Origin of the sequence: Bradyrhizobium sp. AUGA SZCCT0160, from assembly GCF_018130105.1 — a bacterium.
Taxonomy (GTDB): Bacteria; Pseudomonadota; Alphaproteobacteria; order Rhizobiales; family Xanthobacteraceae; genus Bradyrhizobium.
Map to the genome: position 1 here is coordinate 108,504 of NZ_JAFCMD010000005.1, position 20,002 is coordinate 128,505.

Genomic DNA, 20,002 nt, shown 5'->3' on the forward strand with positions numbered 1-20,002 from the left:
CCGCCCGGAAAAGTGGGCTCCGGTTTTCCGCAAGGGCGATGGGCCAAAAATTTATTGCCCAGCCCGCAATTCATCAATTTGACAAGCTCGCGACTGATCCTTACTAACCCGCCCGGGCCCAGGTGGTGGAATTGGTAGACGCGCTGGCTTCAGGTGCCAGTGGCTTAACGGCCGTGAAGGTTCGAGTCCTTTCCTGGGCACCATTTGCCCATGCCCATGATGACGCTGAAAGGCGGGCTGACCGGCCTGCAGACCGGTCCCAAAACCGCATGCCCGTTGCCGCGGCTGGCGGAACGCTCAAACCTCAGACCATGTGCTTGGCGGCCTGACCCGCGACCGACTTCTGCACGAAATACATCATGATCAGCGACAGGATCGAGGTTGCGACCACGACGTAGCCCAGCCAGTCGAAATGCCGGAGCGTGCCGTCCGGGTTTTGCGCGATGATCGCGGCGGCGAACACCGATCCGAGCCCGCCGGAGAGTTGTTGCAGCGAAGCGCTGACCGCGCTGAACGAACCGCGCTGGCTGGCGTCGGGTATCGCTGAAATCAGCGCCTGCGACGGGATCATGCGCGAAAAGATGCCGACGAACATCAGGACGTTGACGATGATGGCGGTCGTCAGACTGACGTGGCCGAGATGCGTGTAGATCAGCACCATGACCACCGAAACGGCGCTGCCGAACATAAAGGTCGGGAATTTTCCGAAAGTATCGCTCGCCCGTCCGACCAGCGGCCCGATGAAAATGCTGAAAACGCCGGAAACGAGATAGATGGTCGGAAGATGCAGGATGTCGATGCCGAGATTGTGCACGGTGAAGGCGCTGCCGAACGGCATCAGCATGAAGCCGCCGGTCGACAGCAGCGTCGTCACCGCAAAGGCCAGCGTATAGCGCGGCTGCCCGATGGTCGCGATCAGGTGCCGGAACGCGTTCCTGTCCTGCTTTAGTCGCAGATGCGCGTTCACGGGCTGCATCACGAGCAGGATCGCAGCTATCGCGACGATCGACAGGCCGACGATCGCACCGAAAGAGACGTGCCAGCTCCAGTGGTTGGCGAGAAAAAGTCCGGCCGGAATGCCGAGCACCTGGCTGGCGGCGAAGGCCGTTTGCACGAAACCCATCACACGGCCGCGCTGGTGCAGCGGAAACAGATCGGTGATGATGGCGAGCACCACCGAGCCGATCACGCCGGCGAACAGTCCGGTCACGATCCGGCCGAGCAGAAGCAAATGATAGTTCGGCGCCAGCGCGCACAGCAGCGTTCCCAACGTAAAGCCAAGGTAGAAAAACAGCAGCAGGCGCTTGCGATCGAACCGATCGGCAAAGCCGGCGGCAAGGATGCCTGAAATGCCGGCGCTGAATGCGTAGGCCGAAACCGCCACGCCGAATTGCCCGGCGGTAATATCGAGCGCGGGCATCAGGATGGCGCCAAGCGGCGACATGATGATGAAGTCGAGAATGATCGTGAATTGCGCGAACGCCAGCAGCGCAATGAGGAACGACTGGTAGCGCGAAAAGCCGCGCTCCTGCTCCGGTTGTTGCTCGGTTGGCGCTGCCGCGATCGGTTCGGTCATGACATTCTCTCGTCGGGAGCGATGCCGTGCGGCGCGCCGCACGGACGCCGCATGGCCGGAAAACATATGAGCTGGGACAGATCGATTCACACGGACGGCGCGGGCCGAGGCGGGCGGCGATGATCAAGCGCCGAAATCGGGCGAGAGGTTGTCGAAGGCGATGCAACGTATCGAAAGATGGCTACGAAAGTAAAAAATCGCGTCGGCTCTCGCGAGGATGTGATGAGAGACTCCAGCGCGGCGCGGGTGTATGGCTGCGTTCAGCGCGGCCAGCTCTCGTGCCGAATAGCGGCAGGAAAAACCTACTTCGCCTTGCCCTTCGGATTCTTGGCTGTTTCCTTGGCCCTGATCCGCACATGCCCGCTATCGATCCTTTCAACGTCGAAGGCATCCGTCTTGCGGACCAGATCGATGAGTTTGCTATGACCGTATGAGCGCTGGTCGAAATCAGAGAATAGGTTTGAAAGTTGCGTGCCCACCTGCCCCAGCGAAACCCATCCGTCCTCGCCCTCGATCTGCGAAATGGCCTTTTTCAGTATTGGAATCGCGGCACTCCGAGGCTGGAGGGAAACCGGCTTGGACGGCGTCTCCGCGTTGGAGGCCGCCTGCGCCGCCGGCAAAAGATTCTCGGTGTAAATAAACCTGCGGCACGCCTGCCTGAAACTCTCCGGCGTCTTCTGGGCGCCAAATCCGTAGACGTCGGCGCCTTGCTCGCGCATGCGGGAGGCAAGGCGCGTAAAATCGCTGTCTGATGACACCAGGCAAAAGCCGTCGAACCGTCCGCTGTGCAAGAGGTCCATGGCGTCGATGACCAGCGCGATGTCAGATGCGTTCTTGCCCTTGGTGTAGGCAAATTGCTGGTAGGGATCGATGGCGTGCTTTTGCAGGATCTCGGACCATGACTTGAGGTGCGGCCCGGAAAAATCACCATAGATGCGGCGGACGCTGGCCTCGCCGAATTTGGCGACTTCCTCGAACAAGCCGCCGGCAATCAGCGGCGAGGTGTTGTCGGCATCGATCAGCACGGCAAAACGAGGCAAGCGCTGCTGTTCGGCTTTCATTGGTGCACCCCCTTTGTGGTCGCGGCCATATTGACGCAACTCCGCCGATTCTGGAAAAGGCCCCCTAAAGTAGCGTGATTTGGGCCCGCCGGCCCCTCGTTTGGCGGCGATTTCGACGTTACCTTAGGACTTTAGGCTCTGCCGATTCGAAGAGGTTCCCAATACCATGACCATCCGCCTGCATCGCGGCGATCTGCCGGATCTTTCCCGCTACACGGATTCGGTTGCGATCGATACCGAGACCATGGGGCTCAATCCGCACCGCGACCGGCTTTGCGTGGTGCAGATGTCGAATGGCGACGGCACCGCCGACGTGATCCAGATCCCGAAGGACCACAGCGACGCGCCGAACCTGAAGGCGCTGCTCGCCAATCCCAAGGTCATCAAGATCTTCCACTTCGCCCGCTTCGATCTGGCCGCCCTCTACAATGCCTTCGGCGTGATGCCGCAGCCGGTCTACTGCACCAAGATCGCCTCGCGGCTGAGCCGCACCTATACCGACCGGCATGGCCTGAAGGATCTGGTGCGCGAGGTGCTCAATATCGACCTGTCGAAGCAGCAGCAGTCGAGCGACTGGGGCTCGGCCAGCCTCAGCGAGGCGCAACTCGCCTATGCGGCCTCCGACGTGCTGCATCTGCATGGCCTGCGTGAACGGCTCAACGCCATGCTGGCGCGCGAGGGGCGCACCGAACTGGCGCAGGCCTGTTTCGATTTCCTGCCGACCCGGGCCAGGCTCGACCTTGGCGGCTGGGAGGCCGAGGATATTTTCGCCCATTCCTGAACCGGGGCGATTTGAAGCAGCCCCAGGGGGCATTCAGGGTCGCCTGGGGGGTGTTTACGCCCCGTTTCGGTCACACTGGTAAAGCGAGGTCCGGGCTGCATCCTAAGGCAATCCCGGCTACAATGGTGGGCTAACCTCGCTCTGGAGCAGCGGTGAACTCGTCACAGAACCCAGCCTACGTCGCCGGAATGGAGGCGCGCTTTGCCAGCGCGGCGCGCCACAGCCGGATGGTACGGATGCTGCGGATCGCGGTGCCGTCGGCGGTGGTGCTGGCGATGGCGAGCATCGTTGCCGTGTCGATCTTCAATCCGTTCCGGATGCTGTTGCCGAAGCTCCCGGTCGACATCGGTAATCTGGTTGTTTCCGGCACCAAGATTACGATGGAATCGCCGCATCTCGCCGGCTTTTCGACCGACCAGCGGCCGTACGAAGTCTGGGCCAAGGCCGCGATCCAGGATCTGACCGATCCCGACCACATGGAACTCAGGGCGCCGCGCGCCAAGGTGATGCTGGAAGACAAGAGCACGGTGACGATGGACGCCCGCACCGGCTATTACGACAGCAAGCAGCAATTGCTCGATCTGCGTAAGGATATCTTCCTGCAATCCTCCACCGGCTATGAAGCCCGCCTGTCGCAGGCCTATATCGACATCAACAAGGGCACGGTAACCTCGGATGAACATGTCGATGTCAAGCTGCTGAACGGAACGCTCGTCGCCGACAGGCTCAAAATCCTCAACAGCGGCGAGGTGGTGCGGTTCGAAGGCAATGTCGTGATGAATCTGGACAAACTGGGTGACGACGTTGAGCCTGCGCCGGCGCCCGAACCCGTTGCTCCAGCGCCGAAGACGCGATCCGTCTCCGGCAAATCTTCCAACGCGAAATGATTTTCATGAAGATGGTTTTCTCGCGCAGTCTGGCCACGGCGGCGTTCGCGCTCGCGCTGATCGGCCCCGGCGCGGCTTTGGCGCAAGGCGCGGTGTCGGGTGTGCCCAATGCGATGCAGGGCTTCTCGCAGAATCGCGATCAGCCGATTCAGATCGAGGCGGCGTCGCTGGAGATGCGCGACAAGCAAAAGGAAGCGACCTTCGCGGGCAATGTGAAGGTCGTGCAGGGCGACACCACCATGACCTCGAAGACACTGGTGGTGTTTTACGATTCGGGTCCGGCCGCGCCGGCGCCTGCTGCCGCCAAGGGATCGAAATCCGCCCCGATGCAGGCGGCAAGCCCGGGGCCCGGCGGCAGCTCCTCGATCCGCCGGCTGGAAGCCAAGGGCAAAGTCGTCGTCACGCAGAAAGACCAGGTGGTGACCGGCGAGACCGCTATCTTCGACACCAGGGCTAACCTCATCACCATGACGGGCGGCGTGGTGCTCACCCAGTGCAAAAACGTGCTCCAGGGCGACCGCCTGAAGGTGGACATGACCACCGGCGTGTCGCGGGTCGAATCCGACAGCGGCCAGGTGCGGGGCCTGTTCGACCAGGGGTCCCAAGGCTGCGGATCGGCGCCGGCGCCGGCACCGGGCGGCGCGAAGCCGGGCCTGCCTATGCTGCTTCCTGGGAAAAAATAAGACAAATCAAAGTCTTAACTATTATTTTGGGCGCTCGTGGTTGAAGCCGGGGTTCCGAGGCTGTATCTATTGGGCGGGCGCGGCAAGGTGTTCCACTGGGCACGGAACATCCATTCATTCATGCTTTGCGGGCGGATCGATTCGCCGGCGGGTGTCGCGGGATCACCGTGAAAGGCTATGCGAAGCGGGATGGTGGATTTACTCGGCATGTTCCGTCGACGCCCCGCAAAACGCGGGCCGGCAGGATTTGCGCGTTCGCGCGAGGACATCACCGCGCTCGGCGATTCCTTTGGCGACATGCTGACGAACCCGGTGCGCGATGCGCCGCCGATGGCACGTGCCGTCCCGCTGACCGGACTGGAATTGCCCCAGCCGCCGGAGCATGCGGTGGAGCCGCCATACGAGGAACCGCCCCCGCGCGCGCAGGCCCCTAGAACCCAGGCCCCCAAGAACCAATCCAGGACCAATGGCGCGGCTGCGCCCCGTCTGATCCAGCGGCCGGGCTACCTGGCCGTGCATAGCGTGGAAAAAAGCTTTGGCACCCGCAAGGTCGTGCGCGGCGTCAGCATCTATGTTCGCCGCGGTGAGGCGGTGGGTTTGCTCGGGCCGAACGGCGCCGGCAAGACCACGGTGTTCTACATGATCACCGGGCTGATCAAGGCCGACCGCGGCACCATCGAACTCGACGGCCACGACGTGACCAAACTGCCGATGTATCAGCGCGCGCGGCTCGGCATCGGCTATCTGCCGCAGGAAGCGTCGATCTTCCGCGGCCTCACGGTGGAACAGAATATTCGCGCGGTGCTCGAGGTGGTCGAACCTTCGCGGAAAAAGCGCGAGGCCGAGCTCGATGCGCTGCTCGATGAATTCAACATCGCGCGCCTGCGCAAATCGCCGTCGATCGCGCTGTCCGGCGGCGAGCGTCGCCGCGTCGAGATCGCGCGCGCGCTGGCAACGCGTCCGAACTACATGCTGCTCGACGAGCCGTTCGCCGGCATCGATCCGATCGCCGTCGGCGACATTCAGGATCTGGTGCGCCACCTCACCAATCGCGGCATCGGCGTCTTGATCACCGACCACAATGTGCGTGAAACGCTCGGCCTGACCGACCGCGCCTACATCGTCTATGCCGGGGAAATCTTGACGGAGGGCAGTCCGGACGACATCGTCAACGATCCGGATGTACGCCGTCTTTACCTTGGCGAGGAATTCCGCCTCTAGCCCTTTTTTAGCAGACGTCAAGCCGTGTACATCAGCTTTGGACTAGGATAAGCAAGAATCGGACCAACTTTCAGTGGATCGGTTCTCGCCTCCATGGCCCTGACGCAGAGACTAGAATTCCGCCAGTCGCAGTCGCTGGTCATGACGCCGCAGCTGATGCAGGCGATCAAGCTGCTGCAACTGTCGAACCTCGACCTCTCGGCCTTCGTCGAGGAGGAACTGGAGCGTAATCCGCTGCTCGAACGAGCCAGCGACGGTCCCGAAGCGCCGGTCAGGGGCGAGCCGGCCCCGGAACAGGCTGAATTCTCCAATTCCGGTGATTCCCAGAGCTATGGCGACGAGGGCGGCGCCGAGCCGGGCGAGATGGCCGGTTCGGCCGGCGACAATTTTGAGCCCGGCCAGTTCGAAGCCGGCCAGGAAGACTGGCTGAACCGCGACCTCGGCAGCCGCACAGAAATTGAGCAGACGCTGGATACGCCGCTCGACAACGTCTTCTCCGAGGAGCCCGCCGAAGCGGCCGCCCGGGCGGCGCAGGATGCCGCGCCCACCGCCTACACCGAGTGGGGCGGCGGTGCGTCGAACGACGACGACTACAATCTGGAAGCCTTTGTCGCCGCCGAAATCACCCTCGGCAGCCATCTTGCCGAACAACTGGCGGTGGCTTTCCCCGGTCCGGTGCAGCGCATGATCGGACAATATCTGATCGATCTGGTCGACGATGCCGGTTACCTGCCGCAGGACCTCGGGCAGGCCGCCGAACGGCTCGGCGCCGCGCAAGCCGATGTCGATGCGGTTCTTGCGGTGCTGCAGAAGTTCGATCCGCCCGGCGTTTGCGCGCGCAATTTGAGCGAATGCCTCGCGATCCAGCTCCGCGAACTCGACCGCTACGACCCCGCGATGCAGGCGCTGGTCGAACACCTGGATTTGCTGGCCAAGCGCGACATCGCGTCTTTGCGAAAATTGTGCGGTGTCGACGACGAGGACATCACCGACATGATCGGCGAGATCCGCCGGCTCGATCCCAAGCCCGGCCTGAAGTTCGGCTCGGCGCGCACCCAGACCATGGTGCCGGATGTCTATGTGCGGCCGGGCCCGGACGGCGGCTGGCATGTCGAACTCAACAGCGACACGTTGCCGCGTGTGCTGGTCAATCAGGTCTATTACACCGAGCTGTCGAAGACGATCCGCAAGGACGGCGACAAATCCTACTTCACCGACTGCCTGCAGAATGCGACGTGGCTGGTCCGCGCGCTCGATCAGCGCGCCCGCACCATCCTGAAGGTCGCGACCGAAATCGTGCGCCAGCAGGACGGTTTCTTCACCCATGGCGTGGCGCATCTTCGGCCGCTGAACCTCAAGGCGGTGGCGGACGCGATCCAGATGCATGAATCGACAGTGTCACGGGTTACCGCCAACAAATACATGGCGACCAATCGCGGCAGCTTTGAACTAAAGTATTTCTTCACCGCCTCGATCGCTTCGGCCGACGGCGGCGAGGCCCATTCGGCCGAAGCGGTCCGCCACCACATCAAGCAATTGATCGACGCGGAAGCCCCGGCCGCGATCCTCTCCGACGATACGATCGTGGAACGATTGCGCGAGTCGGGCATTGATATTGCCCGCCGCACCGTCGCGAAGTACCGCGAAGCGATGCGAATCCCTTCCTCGGTGCAGCGCCGCCGTGACAAACAAAGCATGCTCGGTAACGCACTTTCAGCCCCGGCCACTTCCTCCGACCGGTCCCGTGATACGGCGCCGGCCTGATTGCGTTCGCGTCAAATCGCGATAGTGTCGGTTTCCCGACAGAGTGAACGAGGCATCAAGCGAGGCATCAAATGACCCTTCGAATCTCCGGGAAAAGCATCAGCGTCGGCGAAGCGCTTCGTTCGCGCGTCAGCGAGCGCACCGATGAGGTCCTGCGAAAATATTTCGACGGCAATTATTCCGGCCACATCACGCTGAGCAAGGATGGCTTCGGCTTCCGTACCGATTGTTCGCTGCACCTCGATTCCGGCATTACGTTGGAAGCCGATTCGAACGCCACCGACGCCTATGCCAGCGCCGACCAGGCGTTGGTGATGATCGAGAAACGCCTGCGTCGCTACAAGAGCCGGCTGAAGGACCGTTCGGCCCGCAAGACCTACGCGGCTTCAGCGGCGCTCGCGGAGTTGAACGGCGGGGGTCTCGACGCGCCGAGCTACATCATCGAGGCCCCGGAGGGCGACGACGAGGTCTCTGAATACAGCCCCGTCATCATCGCGGAGGCGACCAAGTCGCTGAAGCGGCTGTCGGTCAGCGAAGCTGTCATGGAGCTTGATCTGACCGGGGCGGCCTGCATCGTGTTTCAGCACGGCTCGAGCGGCCGGGTGAACATCATTTACCGGCGCACGGACGGCAATGTCGGGTGGGTCGATCCCCCGGCGGTTACCCCCTGACAACTATGGCTGACAGCATTGACGCCCAAAGCGCCCCTCCCTATGGTCCGCCGCCCTTTAAGGATAGCGCGCGGGAACTCGCCCGTGGGAGTTGGCACCGGTCATGCGTTGGAGTAGAAGCCGACCAATCGGGACCCGGGCCTAAGCCCGCCTCCCACCTCATCTTCTCGACGCCCAATTCTTGAAGCTGAAGTTCTCGAACCTATTTCGCACCCTGACGGCTTAATTCACCTCGGAACGCCCCATGACGATTACCGATCTGGTCGCACCCGAGGCGATACTCCCCGCGTTGAAAGTCATCAGCAAGAAGCAGGCGCTGCAGGAACTTGCGGCGCGGGCGGCGACCCTGACCGGGCAAAACGAGCGCGCGGTCTTCGAAGTGCTGCTGCAGCGCGAAAAACTGGGGACCACCGCCGTCGGCTACGGCGTTGCTATACCGCACGGCAAGCTGCCCAAGCTCGAAAAGCTGTTCGGGTTTTTCGCCCGGCTTGAACGCCCGATCGATTTCGAAGCGATGGATGGCCAGCCGGTCGACCTGGTATTCCTGCTGCTGGCGCCGGAAGGGGCCGGCGCCGATCATTTGAAGGCGCTGGCGCGGATTGCCCGCCTGCTGCGCGATCAGGACGTCGCCAAGAAACTGCGCGCCTCGCGCGACGCCCAGGCGATCTACTCGGTGCTGGCGCTGCCGCCGGCGAGCGCGGCGTAACCCACTCATTCCCGAACTGACGCTGGCGAATTGCGCCGGCCAAAAAAATACGCGGGCCGTTCCCCGATCCGAGGAACATGCCCGCGTATTGCGAACTCTCATCGCGGTCTACGCGACCGCTACCAAGCCTGCGTCAGCGACAGCAGCAACGCTGCGTCAGTTGATACCGACAAGCGTCGGATCAGCTGACGCCGGTCAGCCGGGGTCAGTGCACGCTGACGGCCTGCAATTCGTTGCTCCATGCATTGGCGACCGCGGCCTCGCGGCTGTCGGTCAGCATGATCGGGGTACCGTCGGCGGCATGCAGCGCGAACAGTTTCAGTCCTGGCGCGATCTTCGGCGCCTGCGGAAACAGCCCGGGCACGTCCTCGGAACGGACTTGCTTTACGTAGGCGATATGGCCCTCACCAAGATGGGCCAGCGCCTCAACGGAAACCTTTTCAGTTTCGAACGTCACACTCACATCACTCATGGTCTCGACTCCTCTATGAGACTAAGCGGTCGAGTCCGCTCCTCGTTCCATTATTCGTGCTCATTGATAGCAATTGTCTTAATGACCCTTTCAGGTTCCGGCCTGGCAAGGTCGATCGACAACAGCCCGTTTTTCAGATCCGCGCCCAGCACCTGCATCCCCTCCGCCAGCACGAAGGTGCGCTGGAAGTGGCGCGCGGCGATGCCGCGATGGATGTATTGCCGGGCCTTGTCGTCCTGCTGACGGCCCCGGATCACCAGCTGGTTTTCCTCAATGGTCACATCGAGTTGGTCACGGGTAAACCCGGCGACCGCCAGCGTGATGCGCAAGCGTTCGGGTTGCCCATTGCTGCGGTCGCAGCGCTCGATGTTGTAGGGAGGATAGCCGTCGGCGCCTTTGACGACGCGATCGAGCGCACGCTCAATTTCGTCGAACCCAAGCAGGAACGGACTGGATAACGATGGAACACGAGACATTACAAAGTCCTCTCGAAGCGACTTTGAGGGGCCCTTGCGGCACCCCATTCGACCGGCCGGCGGGTTTGCTGACCGGTCAAACAGCAATATGGGGGTGATTTGGGGAGGGTTCAAGCCGCTCCAGGCGCTGCGTAAATCGGCCGCGCCGCCCTGTTTTCACGTCATTCCGGGGCGGTCCAAAGGACCGAACCCGGAGTCTCGAGATTCCGGGTCTGGTGCTAGCGCACCATCCCGGAATGACGGGATCAATCACCCACGCGCTTGCGGCCATCGGCGGTAAACAGATGCAGTTTGTCTGGTGGCGCCACCGCCCTGATTCGCTCGCCGATGGCGGGGCCGATGGCCCCGGGAATCCGAACGATCACCTCGCCGGGCGGCAGTTCGCCGGGGTTGGCAGCCACCGCCTGCGTCTCGTGTTGTCGGGCGCCGTAGATAAAGGTTTCCGCCCCCACGTGCTCGATCGCCTCGACGGTGAGGCCAAGTGCCACACCGCCGCCGACGGCCTCATTTGAGATGACGAAGTCTTCGGGACGGATTCCGAGGATGCTGGCCTCGTTGAGGCGGCTGTCGCCTGCCAGTTGCGATTTGAGTTCATCGGACCGCAGCGGCATCAGGTTCATCGGTGGCGCGCCGATGAAGGAGGCGACGAAGGTGGTCGCGGGCTTCTGATAGATGTCGAGCGGATTGCCGATCTGCTCGACCTCGCCGGCATTCATCACCACCAGGATGTCGGCCAGCGTCATCGCCTCGAGCTGGTCGTGGGTGACGTAAATCGCCGTCGTGGAGAGCCGGCGCTGCAGTTTGCGGATTTCGACGCGCATCGCGATGCGCAGCTTGGCGTCGAGGTTCGACAGCGGCTCGTCAAACAGAAACACTTTCGGTTGCCGCACGATCGCGCGCCCCATCGCCACACGCTGGCGCTGGCCGCCGGACAATTGCCGCGGCTTGCGGTCGAGCATGGCGCCGAGTTCGAGGATGCGCGCGGCTTCCTCGACGCGAGTCTTGATCTCGGGCTCGGGCATGCCGCGGTTGCGCAGGCCGTAGGCCATGTTGTTGTAGACGCTCATATGCGGGTAGAGCGCGTAGTTCTGGAACACCATCGCGATGTCGCGGTCGGCCGGCTCGATCTGGTTGACGATACGGCCGCCGATATCGATCTCGCCGCCGGTTATCGTCTCGAGCCCCGCGACCATCCGCAGCAGCGTGGACTTGCCGCAGCCGGAAGGGCCGACCAGCACGCAGAACTGGCCGTCGCCGACGTCAAATTCGATGCCCTTGATGGCTTCAAAGCCACCGGCATAGGTCTTGCGGACGTTGCGGAGGGTGACGCCGGCCATTGAGTTACCTTTGTTGGGGGCGAGTGGCGAATGGCGAGTAGCGAATAGGGAAGCGCAAAGTTACGCGCTCATAGCCTGACGTTCCATTCGCCATTCGCCACGCGCGATTCGCCACCCGCCTCTTCACTTTTCTGTTTCCACCAGTCCGCGCACGAACAGGCGCTGCATGAACACGACCACCGCGACCGGCGGCAGCATCGCGAGGATGGCGGTCGCCATCGCAAGCTGCCATTCGGCCAGCTCGTCGGTCGTGTACAGCATCTTCTTGATGCCGGTGACGATGGTCTGCATCGAATCCTGCGTGGTGATCAGCAGCGGCCACAGATACTGGTTCCAGCCATAGATGAACTGGATCACGAACAGCGCCGCGATCGTCGTTACCGACAGCGGCAGCAGCGTATCCCAGAAGAAGCGGAACGGACCCGCACCGTCGATCCGCGATGCTTCCAGCAATTCCTCAGGAACCGTCATGAAGAACTGCCGGAACAGCAGCGTTCCGGTGGCAGAAGCGATCAGCGGCATGATCAGTCCCGCATAGGTGTCGAGCATCTTGAGATCGGCGACCACCTTGTAGGTCGGATAGATGCGCACCTCGACCGGCAGCATCAGCGTGACGAAGATGATCCAGAATGCGGTCTTGCGGAACGGGAAGCGGAAATACACCACGGCGTAGGCCGACAGGATCGAGATGAAGATCTTGCCGACGGCAATGCCAATCGCCGAGATGAAGGAGTTGATCAGCATGTGCGCGACCGGCTCGCGGCTGGTCCGCGATCCGCCGACGAATATCGCGCGGTAGTAGTTTTCCAGCGCCTGGCTGCCGGGCGTCAGCGGCATGCTGCCGCCGACCACGGTCGCGGCGTCGTGGGTGGATGCGATCAGCGCCAGATAGACTGGAAAGGCGACGATGAAGACGCCGAGCGTCAGGATCGCGTAGGCGATGATGTCGTTGAGCGGGCGGTGCTCGACCATCAGTACTGCACCTTGCGCTCGACATATTTGAACTGGACCGCGGTGAGCGCGATCACGATCACCATCAGCACCACCGACTGCGCGGCCGAGCCGCCGAGATCGCCGCCGAGCCGTCCGTCGGCATAGACCTTGTAGACCATCGTGGTGGTGGCGCCGGCCGGGCCGCCGCCGGTGACGGCATCGATGATGCCGAAGGTATCGAAGAAGACGTAGACGACGTTGACGACCAGAAGGAAGAACGTGGTCGGCGACAGCAGCGGGAAGACGATGGTCCAGAACCGCCGCATCGGACCCGCGCCATCGATCGCGCCGGCTTCCAGCACGCTCTTGGGGATCGATTGCAGACCGGCCAGGAAGAACAGGAAATTATAGGAGATCTGCTTCCACACCGCGGCCATCACCACCAGGGTCATGGCGTGGTTGCCGTTGAGCAGCGGATTCCAGTCGAAATTCATCCAGCGCAGCGGCCGCGCCAGCGTGCCGAGCGAAGGATGGAACATGAAAATCCACAGCACGCCGGCGACCGCGGGCGCCACCGCATAGGGCCAGATCATCAGCGTCTTGTAGGTGCCCGCGGCCTTGAGGTTCTTGTCGGCCTGGGTTGCGAACAACAGCGCAATGGAAAGCGACAACGCAGCGACTAGCGACGAGAAGATCAGCGTCGTCAGCATCGACTTGTAATATTCAGGCTGGGCGAACAGCGCCTGGTAATTTTCCAGTCCGACGAATTCGGATGTCAGGCCAAACGCGTCCTCGCGCTTGAACGATTGAAAAACCGCCTGGCTCGCCGGCCAGTAGAAGAATACGACTGTAATGATGAGCTGCGGCACCAGCAGCAGGTATGGCAACAGCTTGTTGTTGAAGACGACGGACTTTTCCATTCAGGACGCTGTGATGCCAGAGGTGCTCCCTCTCCGGATAGCGGAGAGGGAGTCTTCGTCGATACCATTTACACGTTATTTGGCCGTCTTTTCAAACGTCCGCAACATGGCATTGCCGCGCGCCACGGCCGCGTCGAGTGCTTCCTGCGCGGTCTTCTTGCCCGCGAGGGCTGCCTCGATCTCCTCGGACCAAAGTTCGCGCATCTGCACCATGTTGCCGAAGCGCAGGCCGCGCGAGTTCTCGGTCGGCTCTTTGTTGGTGAGTTCTTTCAGCGGCGTCTGCAGAACGGGGTTTTTCTCGTAGAAGCCATCCGCCTTGGTTTTTTCGTAGGCGGCCTTGGTGATCGGCAGGTAGCCGGACTTCTGATGCAGGTCGGCCTGACGGTTGGTGTCGGACAGGAAGGTGAAGAACTTGGCGACCCCCTTGTATTCTTCAGGCTTCTTGCCGCCCATCACCCACAGCGAAGCGCCGCCGATGATCGAGTTCTGCGGAGCGCCCGCGGCGTCGGGATAATAGGGCATCGGCGCCGAGGTGAAGTCGAATTTGGCGGTGCTTTTCGCGGTCCCGTAATAGCCCGAAGACGTCAGGAAAATCGCGCACTCGCCCGAAGCGAACCGGGCTTCGCCGCCGTTGGCACGGCCGGCATAATCGTAGGTTTTGTCTTTCTGCAGGTCGATCAGGTTCTGCAGGTGCTTGACGTGCAGCGGCGAGTTGAACTTCAGCTCGGTGTCGAAACCGTCGAGCCCGTTTGCCTTGGTGCCGATCGGCACGTTATGCCAGGCGGAAAATTGCTCGATATGGACCCATGACGCCCAGGCATTGGAAAAGCCGCAGGTCTCATGACCGGCCGCCTTCAGTTTCTTGGCGGCGGCGAATACTTCCGGCCAGGTTTTCGGGATCTCGGCGATACCGGCCTTCTTCAGCTCATCATTGTTGATCCACATCACCGTCGATGACGAGTTGAAGGGAAACGACAGCATGTCTCCCTTGGAGGTCGAGTAGTAGCCCGTGATGGTTGGCAGGTAGGCCTTGGGATCGAACGGTTCTCCCGCGTCCTTCATCAGCTGATAGACCGGCTTGATGGCGCCGGTGGCGCTCATCATGGTCGCGGTGCCGACCTCGAACACCTGCATGATATGCGGTGCGGTGCCGGCGCGGAACGCGGCAATGCCGGCGTTCATGGTGTCGGCATAGCTGCCCTTGAAGGACGGCGTCACCTTATAGTCCGATTGGCTGGCGTTGAAGTCCGCGGCGAGCTTGTTGACGACGTCGTTGTTGGCGCCGGTCATGGCGTGCCACCACTGCAGCTCGGTCACGGCGTGGGCAGGCGAGGCGAGCGCAAGCGCGACGGTCACTGTCGCAGCCGCGCCGAATTGTCTAAAAGCCATGTAATTCCTCCAGGTTGGGTCGTCATCTTCGTTTCGCGCGATAGCAGCGCCGGATGACGTACAAATGACCGTATAAGCGAAAGCAGCGTATGGGGGAAGCGGGCGCCAAGGGAAGCCGGAAAATAGGCCAAGGCTGACGGATCCGATCTGTCCCGTCGTCCCTGCGAACGTGTTCGCAGGGACGACAGCGGCTCAGCGCTTCCGCTCCGAGCCGCACACCACGCCCTTGGCGACCATCGCCTCGACCTCGCTTTTGGAGTAGCCGAACTCGCCCAGCACCTCGGCGGAGTGCTGGCTGAATTTCGGTGGTGTCCGGCGCAGGCTCGGTTTGGTTCGCTCCAGGCGGATCGGCGAGGCGACGCCCTTGTACCAGTCCTTCTCGATGACATCGCCGCGGTGAAGCGTGTGGGCGGCGGTCAGCGCCTGGTCGATCGACTGGACCGGGCCGGCCGGCAGGCCAGCCGCGAGCAGGCGGTCGCACAGCGGCGCGGCATCGTGCTGGCTGAACACCGCGGCGAGTTCGGCGCGCAGCGCATCGCGGTTGGCGATGCGGTCCTTGTTGCGGGCAAAGCGCGGATCGGTGCCGAGTTCGGGCTTGCCGATTTCCTTGGCGAGCTTGCGGAAGGTGCCGTCATTGCCGACGCCGATGAAGATGTTGTCGGTGCGGGTCGGAAAGATTGCGTAAGGCACGAGGTTGGGATGCTCGTTGCCGGTGAGACTCGGCGGCTTGCCATGCATGAAGTAGTTCGCGGTGTGCGGATGCATGATCGCAAGGCCGGTTTCATACAGCGTGGTCTCGAGGAACTGGCCGAGGCCCGAGCGCTGCCGCTCCGACAGCGCCATCAGGATGCCGATCGCGGCATAAAGCCCGGTGGTGATGTCGACGAGCGGAACGCCGATCCGCATCGGGCCGCTTTGCGGCGAACCGGTTGCGGCGATCATGCCGGTCATGGCCTGGATGATCGCGTCATAGCCCGGATTGCCGCCGCGCGGGCCGTCGCCGCCAAAGCCGGAAATCCGGCAATGCACGAGCTTTGGGAATTTCGCGCGCAGCACGTCGTTGCCGATGCCCCATTTGTCGAGCGTGCCCGGCTTGAAATTCTCGATCAGGACGTCGGCGGTCTCCAGCATCTTGAGCAGCACGGCGCGGCCGCCCTCGGAGGCGAGGTCGAGCCCGATCGAACGCTTGTTGCGGTTGATGCCGACGAAATAGGCCGCGTCCTCCTCATGGAACGGAGGGCCCCAGTCGCGCACCTCGTCGCCGGCGGGCGGTTCGACCTTGATCACGTCGGCGCCATGGTCGGCGAGGATTTGCGTGCAATAGGGGCCGCCGAGCACGCGCGTGAGATCGATCACGCGCAGGCCGGTCATCGCGCCGGGAGCCGGAGAACTCATGGAAAGAACCTTCGCTCATGTAATGGAATTCCTGAGCTAGCGGTCTTCGGGCGCGGCGGCAATGCCCGCGCGCGCACAGGCGCATGCGGAGACAGAAGGCGCGCGAAAACGGCCCGCGGCTTGTTGCAGCGGGCCGTTCGACGCGGTCGTTACACCACGGTCAGACGCACATCCACATTGCCGCGGGTGGCGTTGGAATACGGGCAAACCTGGTGGGCCTTCTGGACCAGTGCTTCGGCGTCGGCGCGGGCGAGGCCGGGCAGGGAAACGGCGAGGTCGATATCAAGGCCGAAGCCGCCTTCCGAGCGCGGGCCGATGCCGACGGTGGAGGTCACGGAGGCGTCCGCGGGCACCTTCACGCCGCCGCCCTGAGCCGCAACCGCCTTCATCGCGCCGATGAAACAGGCGGCATAGCCGGCCGCAAACAGCTGTTCGGGATTGTTGCCGGCGCCACCGCCGCCGCCGAGCTCCTTCGGGGTCGCAAGCTTGACGCTGAAGGCGCCGTCAGCCGTCGAGGCGGTACCGTCGCGCCCGCCGGTGGCCGTTGCGGTGGTCTTGTAGAGGACTTTCACGGACATGTTGGTCTCCCTTGGGTTTGGTTCTCGATGGTTGTCGTATTGCACACAATTAGATTGTGCACAATAGAAAAAATGAAGGGGTCCGCAATTTAATTGTATGCAATTGATTAGGCTCGTCCGCGGCCCTAAATGATCACGGGCGTCCCCACTTGGCGAGGTGCAAATGGCTAGGAAACCGGCGGTCGACCCGCTGCTGCTCGGCAATCAGATCTGTTTTGCGGTGTATTCCACGGCGCACGCGTTCAATCGCGTCTACAAGCCCCTGCTCGAAAAACTGGGGCTGACCTATCCGCAATATCTCGTGATGATGGTGCTGTGGGAACGTGACGGCGTGCCCGTCAAGGACATCGGCGAGAAGCTGTTCCTCGATTCCGGCACGCTGACCCCGCTCCTGAAGCGGATGGAGGCCGCCGAATTGATCCGGCGAACACGCAGCACCGAGGACGAGCGCCAGGTCCTGATCGCACTGACGCCGAAAGGCCAGGCGCTGCGGGAAAACGCCAGGGCGGTACCGCAGGGTATTCTGGCGAGCTCGGCGTGCTCGGTGGGGGAACTGGTGGCGATGAAGAACGAATTGCTCGCGCTGCGTGATAAGTTGAATGCGGCGTTGGGGGAGTAGGGGGCGGGCGGTTAGAGCCGCTTCTTGGCGAAGGCCCGGCCGGAAGGAGACTTCAAATACTTTTCGAATGCGATGGCCTGCGCTTCGTTGCTGAACGCCACGTAAGTCTTGATTCGCCAAGGTCCGTATTTTGAAGTGTGTGGGACCCGCCAGCGTTGTGCTTTGCCAATCGGGCCCGCAGGTCGTCGGTAATGCCGACGTAGAAGTGCTCGGAATCAAGGCTTTCCAGGATGTAGACGTACTTCATGGGGGACCCTCGGCATGTCGCGGAAAGCACGTTGCGCCATTTGGCCTGCCTTAGCCCGCCTTCGCCCTGCGGGCTACGGCGCGGCAGCCTTCGCTAGCTTCGCTACGATAGGCCACGGGGTGGCTTGCCGAGCCGTAGCTCGCGAAGCAAGCGAAGGCTGGTGGAGCCAGGCGGGATCGAACCGCCGACCTCTTGCATGCCATGCAAGCGCTCTCCCAGCTGAGCTATGGCCCCTTAACCGATCCGCGCGCCTTGGGCGACGTGCGGGCATGACCCTGAACCACAGTTCAGGGCCGATCTCAAGTCTCTTCGTCGCCGCCGACGTCACCAATGATGTCGGTGACGTCCTCATCGCCTTCTTCCTCGTCGGGAATGAAGGTCGAATCGTCGTCTTCGTCGCCCTCGATGGTCTCATCGATTTCGATGTCGTCTTCCGATTCGGGAACGACGGCCTTGACCTTGCCGGTGTTCTCCTCGGCATCGGCCTCTTCGAGCGAGACCAATTCCTCGGCCTCGGCCGGTTCCGGCGCATCGGCGGCGGCGCTCGCTGCGGCGGCAGCGCGTGCGGCATCACCGCGGGCGGCCCGCGGCGGCGCAATCGGCGCAATCGGCACGACCTCACCGGTATAGGGTGAGATCACCGGCGACTTGTTCAGGTCATAGAACTTCTTACCCGTCGTCGGGCAAATGCGTTTGGTTCCGAGATCGGATTTGGCCACGTGTGGAGTCCTGGGAATTTCTGAAAAACGGTGCTTCACTTGGCTAGTTGCTAGGCCGCTGTCAATAGCGGTTTGCGCGCATGAGACGGCCACGTGACGCTGGCTTGCCTATGTGATACCTGCCGCCCTGCGCGAGAGGACACAATCTTGACCCATTCAGACCGGCTTGCAGCCCATCCGACCCCGCTGGAATCCCGTTCCCGCGGCTCCCTGACCGGTAAAGTACGGGTTCCCGGCGACAAGTCGATATCGCACCGGGCCCTGATTCTGGGGGCGCTTTCGGTCGGCCAGACCACGATTTCCGGCCTGCTTGAGGGCGAGGACGTGCTCAATACGGCGAAATCGATGCAGGCGCTGGGCGCCAAGATCGAACGAACCGGGCCGTTTGCCTGGCAGGTGAGGGGCGTCGGGGTGGCAGGATTCGCCCAACCCGCGGGCCCGCTCGATTTCGGCAATTCCGGCACCGGTTGCCGGCTGGTGATGGGGGCGGTGGCCGGCTGCCCGATTTCGGCGGTCTTCGACGGCGACGCCTCGCTGCGTTCGCGGCCGATGCGGCGGATCCTCGATCCCCTGGAATTGATGGGCGCCCGGACCGGCGAGGCCAAGGAAGGCGGCCGCCTGCCGCTGACGCTGTATGGCGCCCGCGACCCCGTGCCGATCCTTTACCGGACGCCGGTGGCCTCCGCCCAGATCAAATCGGCGGTACTGCTGGCGGGCCTCGCTGCGCCGGGTGTCACGACCGTGATCGAGCAGGAGGCGAGTCGCGACCATACCGAACTGATGCTGAAGCATTTTGGCGCGCAGATCGTCTCGACCAACGAAGGCAGCCATGGCCGCAAGATCGCGCTCACCGGCCAGCCCGAACTGCACGGCGCCGATGTCGTGGTGCCCGCCGATCCCTCGTCCGCAGCGTTCCCGATCGTCGCGGCGCTGATCGTCGAGGGCTCCGACATCGTCTTCTCCGACGTCATGACCAATCCGCTGCGCACCGGCCTGTTCACGACTTTGCGCGAGATGGGCGCCTCGATCGAGGAGAGCGACGTGCGCGGCGACGCCGGCGAGCCGATGGCCACCTTGCGCGTGCGGGCCTCAAAACTGCGCGGTGTCGAAGTGCCGCCGGAGCGCGCGCCCTCGATGATCGACGAATATCTGGTGCTTGCGGTGGCGGCCGCGTTTGCCGAAGGCACCACCATCATGCGCGGCCTGCAGGAGCTGCGCGTCAAGGAATCCGACCGGCTGGAGGCGACCGCCGAGATGCTGCGCGTCAACGGCGTCAAGGTCGAGGTCGCCGGCGACGATCTGATCGTCGAAGGCCGGGGGCACGTGCCCGGCGGCGGCCTCGTCGCTACCCACATGGATCATCGCATCGCGATGTCGGCGCTGGTGATGGGGCTTGCCGCCGACAAGCCGGTCAAGATCGACGACACCAGCTTCATTGCCACCAGCTTTCCGGATTTCATTCCAATGATGCGCGGGCTCGGGGCGGAGTTTTCCAGTTGAACGCGATTGAGTGGAGGGACGTGGTGCGCCCAAACACGCTAGCCGAGGCCATCGAAAGAATTAGAAT

At 62.7% G+C, this 20,002-nt stretch carries 20 protein-coding genes, 2 tRNA genes and 1 pseudogene; 10 read left to right on the plus strand and 13 right to left on the minus strand.

Annotated features, from left to right (window positions below; translation table 11 throughout):
- Positions 1–116: 116 nt before the first annotated feature.
- Positions 117–203: transfer RNA gene (locus tag JQ558_RS10475), tRNA-Leu, on the plus strand.
- A gap of 101 nt (positions 204–304) precedes the next feature.
- Here JQ558_RS10475 and JQ558_RS10480 read toward each other — a convergent pair.
- Both JQ558_RS10480 and JQ558_RS10485 read right to left on the minus strand, forming a co-directional pair.
- Positions 305–1,576: an MFS transporter gene (locus JQ558_RS10480; RefSeq protein WP_212293595.1), complete on the minus strand. Its 1,272-nt coding sequence runs from the start codon at positions 1,574–1,576 to the stop codon at positions 305–307.
- 302 nt (positions 1,577–1,878) lie between these two features.
- The gene (locus JQ558_RS10485; RefSeq protein WP_212207446.1) at positions 1,879–2,637 is read right to left on the minus strand and encodes an NYN domain-containing protein; all 759 of its coding nucleotides are present in this window, start codon (positions 2,635–2,637) and stop codon (positions 1,879–1,881) included.
- Between the two features lie 166 nt (positions 2,638–2,803).
- Here JQ558_RS10485 and JQ558_RS10490 point away from each other — a divergent pair, with 166 nt between their 5' ends.
- From JQ558_RS10490 to ptsN, 7 genes are all read left to right on the plus strand, one after another.
- Positions 2,804–3,418 (plus strand): ribonuclease D, encoded by a 615-nt coding sequence (locus JQ558_RS10490; RefSeq protein WP_212207445.1) that lies wholly within the window; start codon positions 2,804–2,806, stop codon positions 3,416–3,418.
- A gap of 152 nt (positions 3,419–3,570) precedes the next feature.
- The gene (gene lptC / locus JQ558_RS10495) at positions 3,571–4,305 is read left to right on the plus strand and encodes an LPS export ABC transporter periplasmic protein LptC (protein ID WP_212293596.1); all 735 of its coding nucleotides are present in this window, start codon (positions 3,571–3,573) and stop codon (positions 4,303–4,305) included.
- Entirely contained in the window at positions 4,302–4,988 is a 687-nt protein-coding gene (locus JQ558_RS10500; protein WP_212293597.1) for an LptA/OstA family protein, read from the plus strand. The genes lptC and JQ558_RS10500 overlap by 4 nt, the downstream gene beginning before the upstream one ends.
- 189 nt (positions 4,989–5,177) lie before the next feature.
- Positions 5,178–6,209, plus strand: coding sequence for an LPS export ABC transporter ATP-binding protein (gene lptB / locus JQ558_RS10505; protein ID WP_212293598.1), 1,032 nt, complete (start codon positions 5,178–5,180; stop codon positions 6,207–6,209).
- 93 nt (positions 6,210–6,302) lie between these two features.
- A complete protein-coding gene (gene rpoN, locus JQ558_RS10510; RefSeq protein ID WP_212293599.1) occupies positions 6,303–7,973 on the plus strand; it encodes an RNA polymerase factor sigma-54 in 1,671 nt (556 codons plus the stop codon).
- Positions 7,974–8,044: 71 nt separating this feature from the next.
- Positions 8,045–8,644: a ribosome hibernation-promoting factor, HPF/YfiA family gene (gene hpf, locus JQ558_RS10515; protein ID WP_192736213.1), complete on the plus strand. Its 600-nt coding sequence runs from the start codon at positions 8,045–8,047 to the stop codon at positions 8,642–8,644.
- Between the two features lie 244 nt (positions 8,645–8,888).
- Positions 8,889–9,350 (plus strand): PTS IIA-like nitrogen regulatory protein PtsN, encoded by a 462-nt coding sequence (ptsN, locus tag JQ558_RS10520; protein WP_192736214.1) that lies wholly within the window; start codon positions 8,889–8,891, stop codon positions 9,348–9,350.
- Positions 9,351–9,555: 205 nt separating this feature from the next.
- On the opposite strand, the gene JQ558_RS10525 is transcribed toward ptsN, so the two are convergent.
- The 8 genes from JQ558_RS10525 to JQ558_RS10560 all read right to left on the minus strand — a co-directional run bounded on the left by JQ558_RS10525 (position 9,556) and on the right by JQ558_RS10560 (position 16,850).
- A complete protein-coding gene (locus JQ558_RS10525; protein ID WP_192736215.1) occupies positions 9,556–9,822 on the minus strand; it encodes a DUF1150 domain-containing protein in 267 nt (88 codons plus the stop codon).
- A gap of 50 nt (positions 9,823–9,872) precedes the next feature.
- Positions 9,873–10,298 carry an Hsp20 family protein gene (locus tag JQ558_RS10530; protein WP_024584318.1) on the minus strand — a complete coding sequence of 142 codons (426 nt, stop codon included), beginning with the start codon at positions 10,296–10,298 and terminating at the stop codon, positions 9,873–9,875.
- Positions 10,299–10,543: 245 nt separating this feature from the next.
- Positions 10,544–11,635: a sn-glycerol-3-phosphate import ATP-binding protein UgpC gene (locus JQ558_RS10535; protein ID WP_212207440.1), complete on the minus strand. Its 1,092-nt coding sequence runs from the start codon at positions 11,633–11,635 to the stop codon at positions 10,544–10,546.
- Between the two features lie 123 nt (positions 11,636–11,758).
- Positions 11,759–12,607, minus strand: coding sequence for a sn-glycerol-3-phosphate ABC transporter permease UgpE (ugpE, locus tag JQ558_RS10540; protein WP_212207439.1), 849 nt, complete (start codon positions 12,605–12,607; stop codon positions 11,759–11,761).
- Positions 12,607–13,488 (minus strand): sn-glycerol-3-phosphate ABC transporter permease UgpA, encoded by an 882-nt coding sequence (gene ugpA, locus JQ558_RS10545; RefSeq protein ID WP_212293600.1) that lies wholly within the window; start codon positions 13,486–13,488, stop codon positions 12,607–12,609. Before ugpA ends, ugpE begins: the two co-directional genes overlap by 1 nt.
- Positions 13,489–13,563: 75 nt before the next feature.
- A complete protein-coding gene (ugpB, locus tag JQ558_RS10550; protein ID WP_212207437.1) occupies positions 13,564–14,877 on the minus strand; it encodes a sn-glycerol-3-phosphate ABC transporter substrate-binding protein UgpB in 1,314 nt (437 codons plus the stop codon).
- A gap of 192 nt (positions 14,878–15,069) precedes the next feature.
- Entirely contained in the window at positions 15,070–16,272 is a 1,203-nt protein-coding gene (locus JQ558_RS10555; protein ID WP_212207436.1) for a CaiB/BaiF CoA-transferase family protein, read from the minus strand.
- A 149-nt stretch (positions 16,273–16,421) separates the two neighbouring features.
- A complete protein-coding gene (locus JQ558_RS10560; RefSeq protein WP_212032001.1) occupies positions 16,422–16,850 on the minus strand; it encodes an organic hydroperoxide resistance protein in 429 nt (142 codons plus the stop codon).
- A gap of 163 nt (positions 16,851–17,013) precedes the next feature.
- On the opposite strand from JQ558_RS10560, the gene JQ558_RS10565 reads away from it, so the two are divergent.
- Positions 17,014–17,469 carry a MarR family winged helix-turn-helix transcriptional regulator gene (locus JQ558_RS10565; RefSeq protein ID WP_212293601.1) on the plus strand — a complete coding sequence of 152 codons (456 nt, stop codon included), beginning with the start codon at positions 17,014–17,016 and terminating at the stop codon, positions 17,467–17,469.
- Between the two features lie 11 nt (positions 17,470–17,480).
- Here JQ558_RS10565 and JQ558_RS10570 read toward each other — a convergent pair.
- The 3 genes and pseudogenes from JQ558_RS10570 to JQ558_RS10580 form a co-directional block, all read right to left on the minus strand.
- Positions 17,481–17,716 (minus strand): annotated as a pseudogene (locus JQ558_RS10570) (GIY-YIG nuclease family protein).
- A 158-nt stretch (positions 17,717–17,874) separates the two neighbouring features.
- Positions 17,875–17,950 (minus strand) — tRNA-Ala (locus JQ558_RS10575).
- 65 nt (positions 17,951–18,015) lie between these two features.
- Positions 18,016–18,435: a TIGR02300 family protein gene (locus JQ558_RS10580; protein ID WP_192736224.1), complete on the minus strand. Its 420-nt coding sequence runs from the start codon at positions 18,433–18,435 to the stop codon at positions 18,016–18,018.
- A 147-nt stretch (positions 18,436–18,582) separates the two neighbouring features.
- On the opposite strand from JQ558_RS10580, the gene aroA reads away from it, so the two are divergent.
- A complete protein-coding gene (gene aroA / locus JQ558_RS10585; protein ID WP_212293602.1) occupies positions 18,583–19,935 on the plus strand; it encodes a 3-phosphoshikimate 1-carboxyvinyltransferase in 1,353 nt (450 codons plus the stop codon).
- Positions 19,936–20,002: the final 67 nt, after the last annotated feature.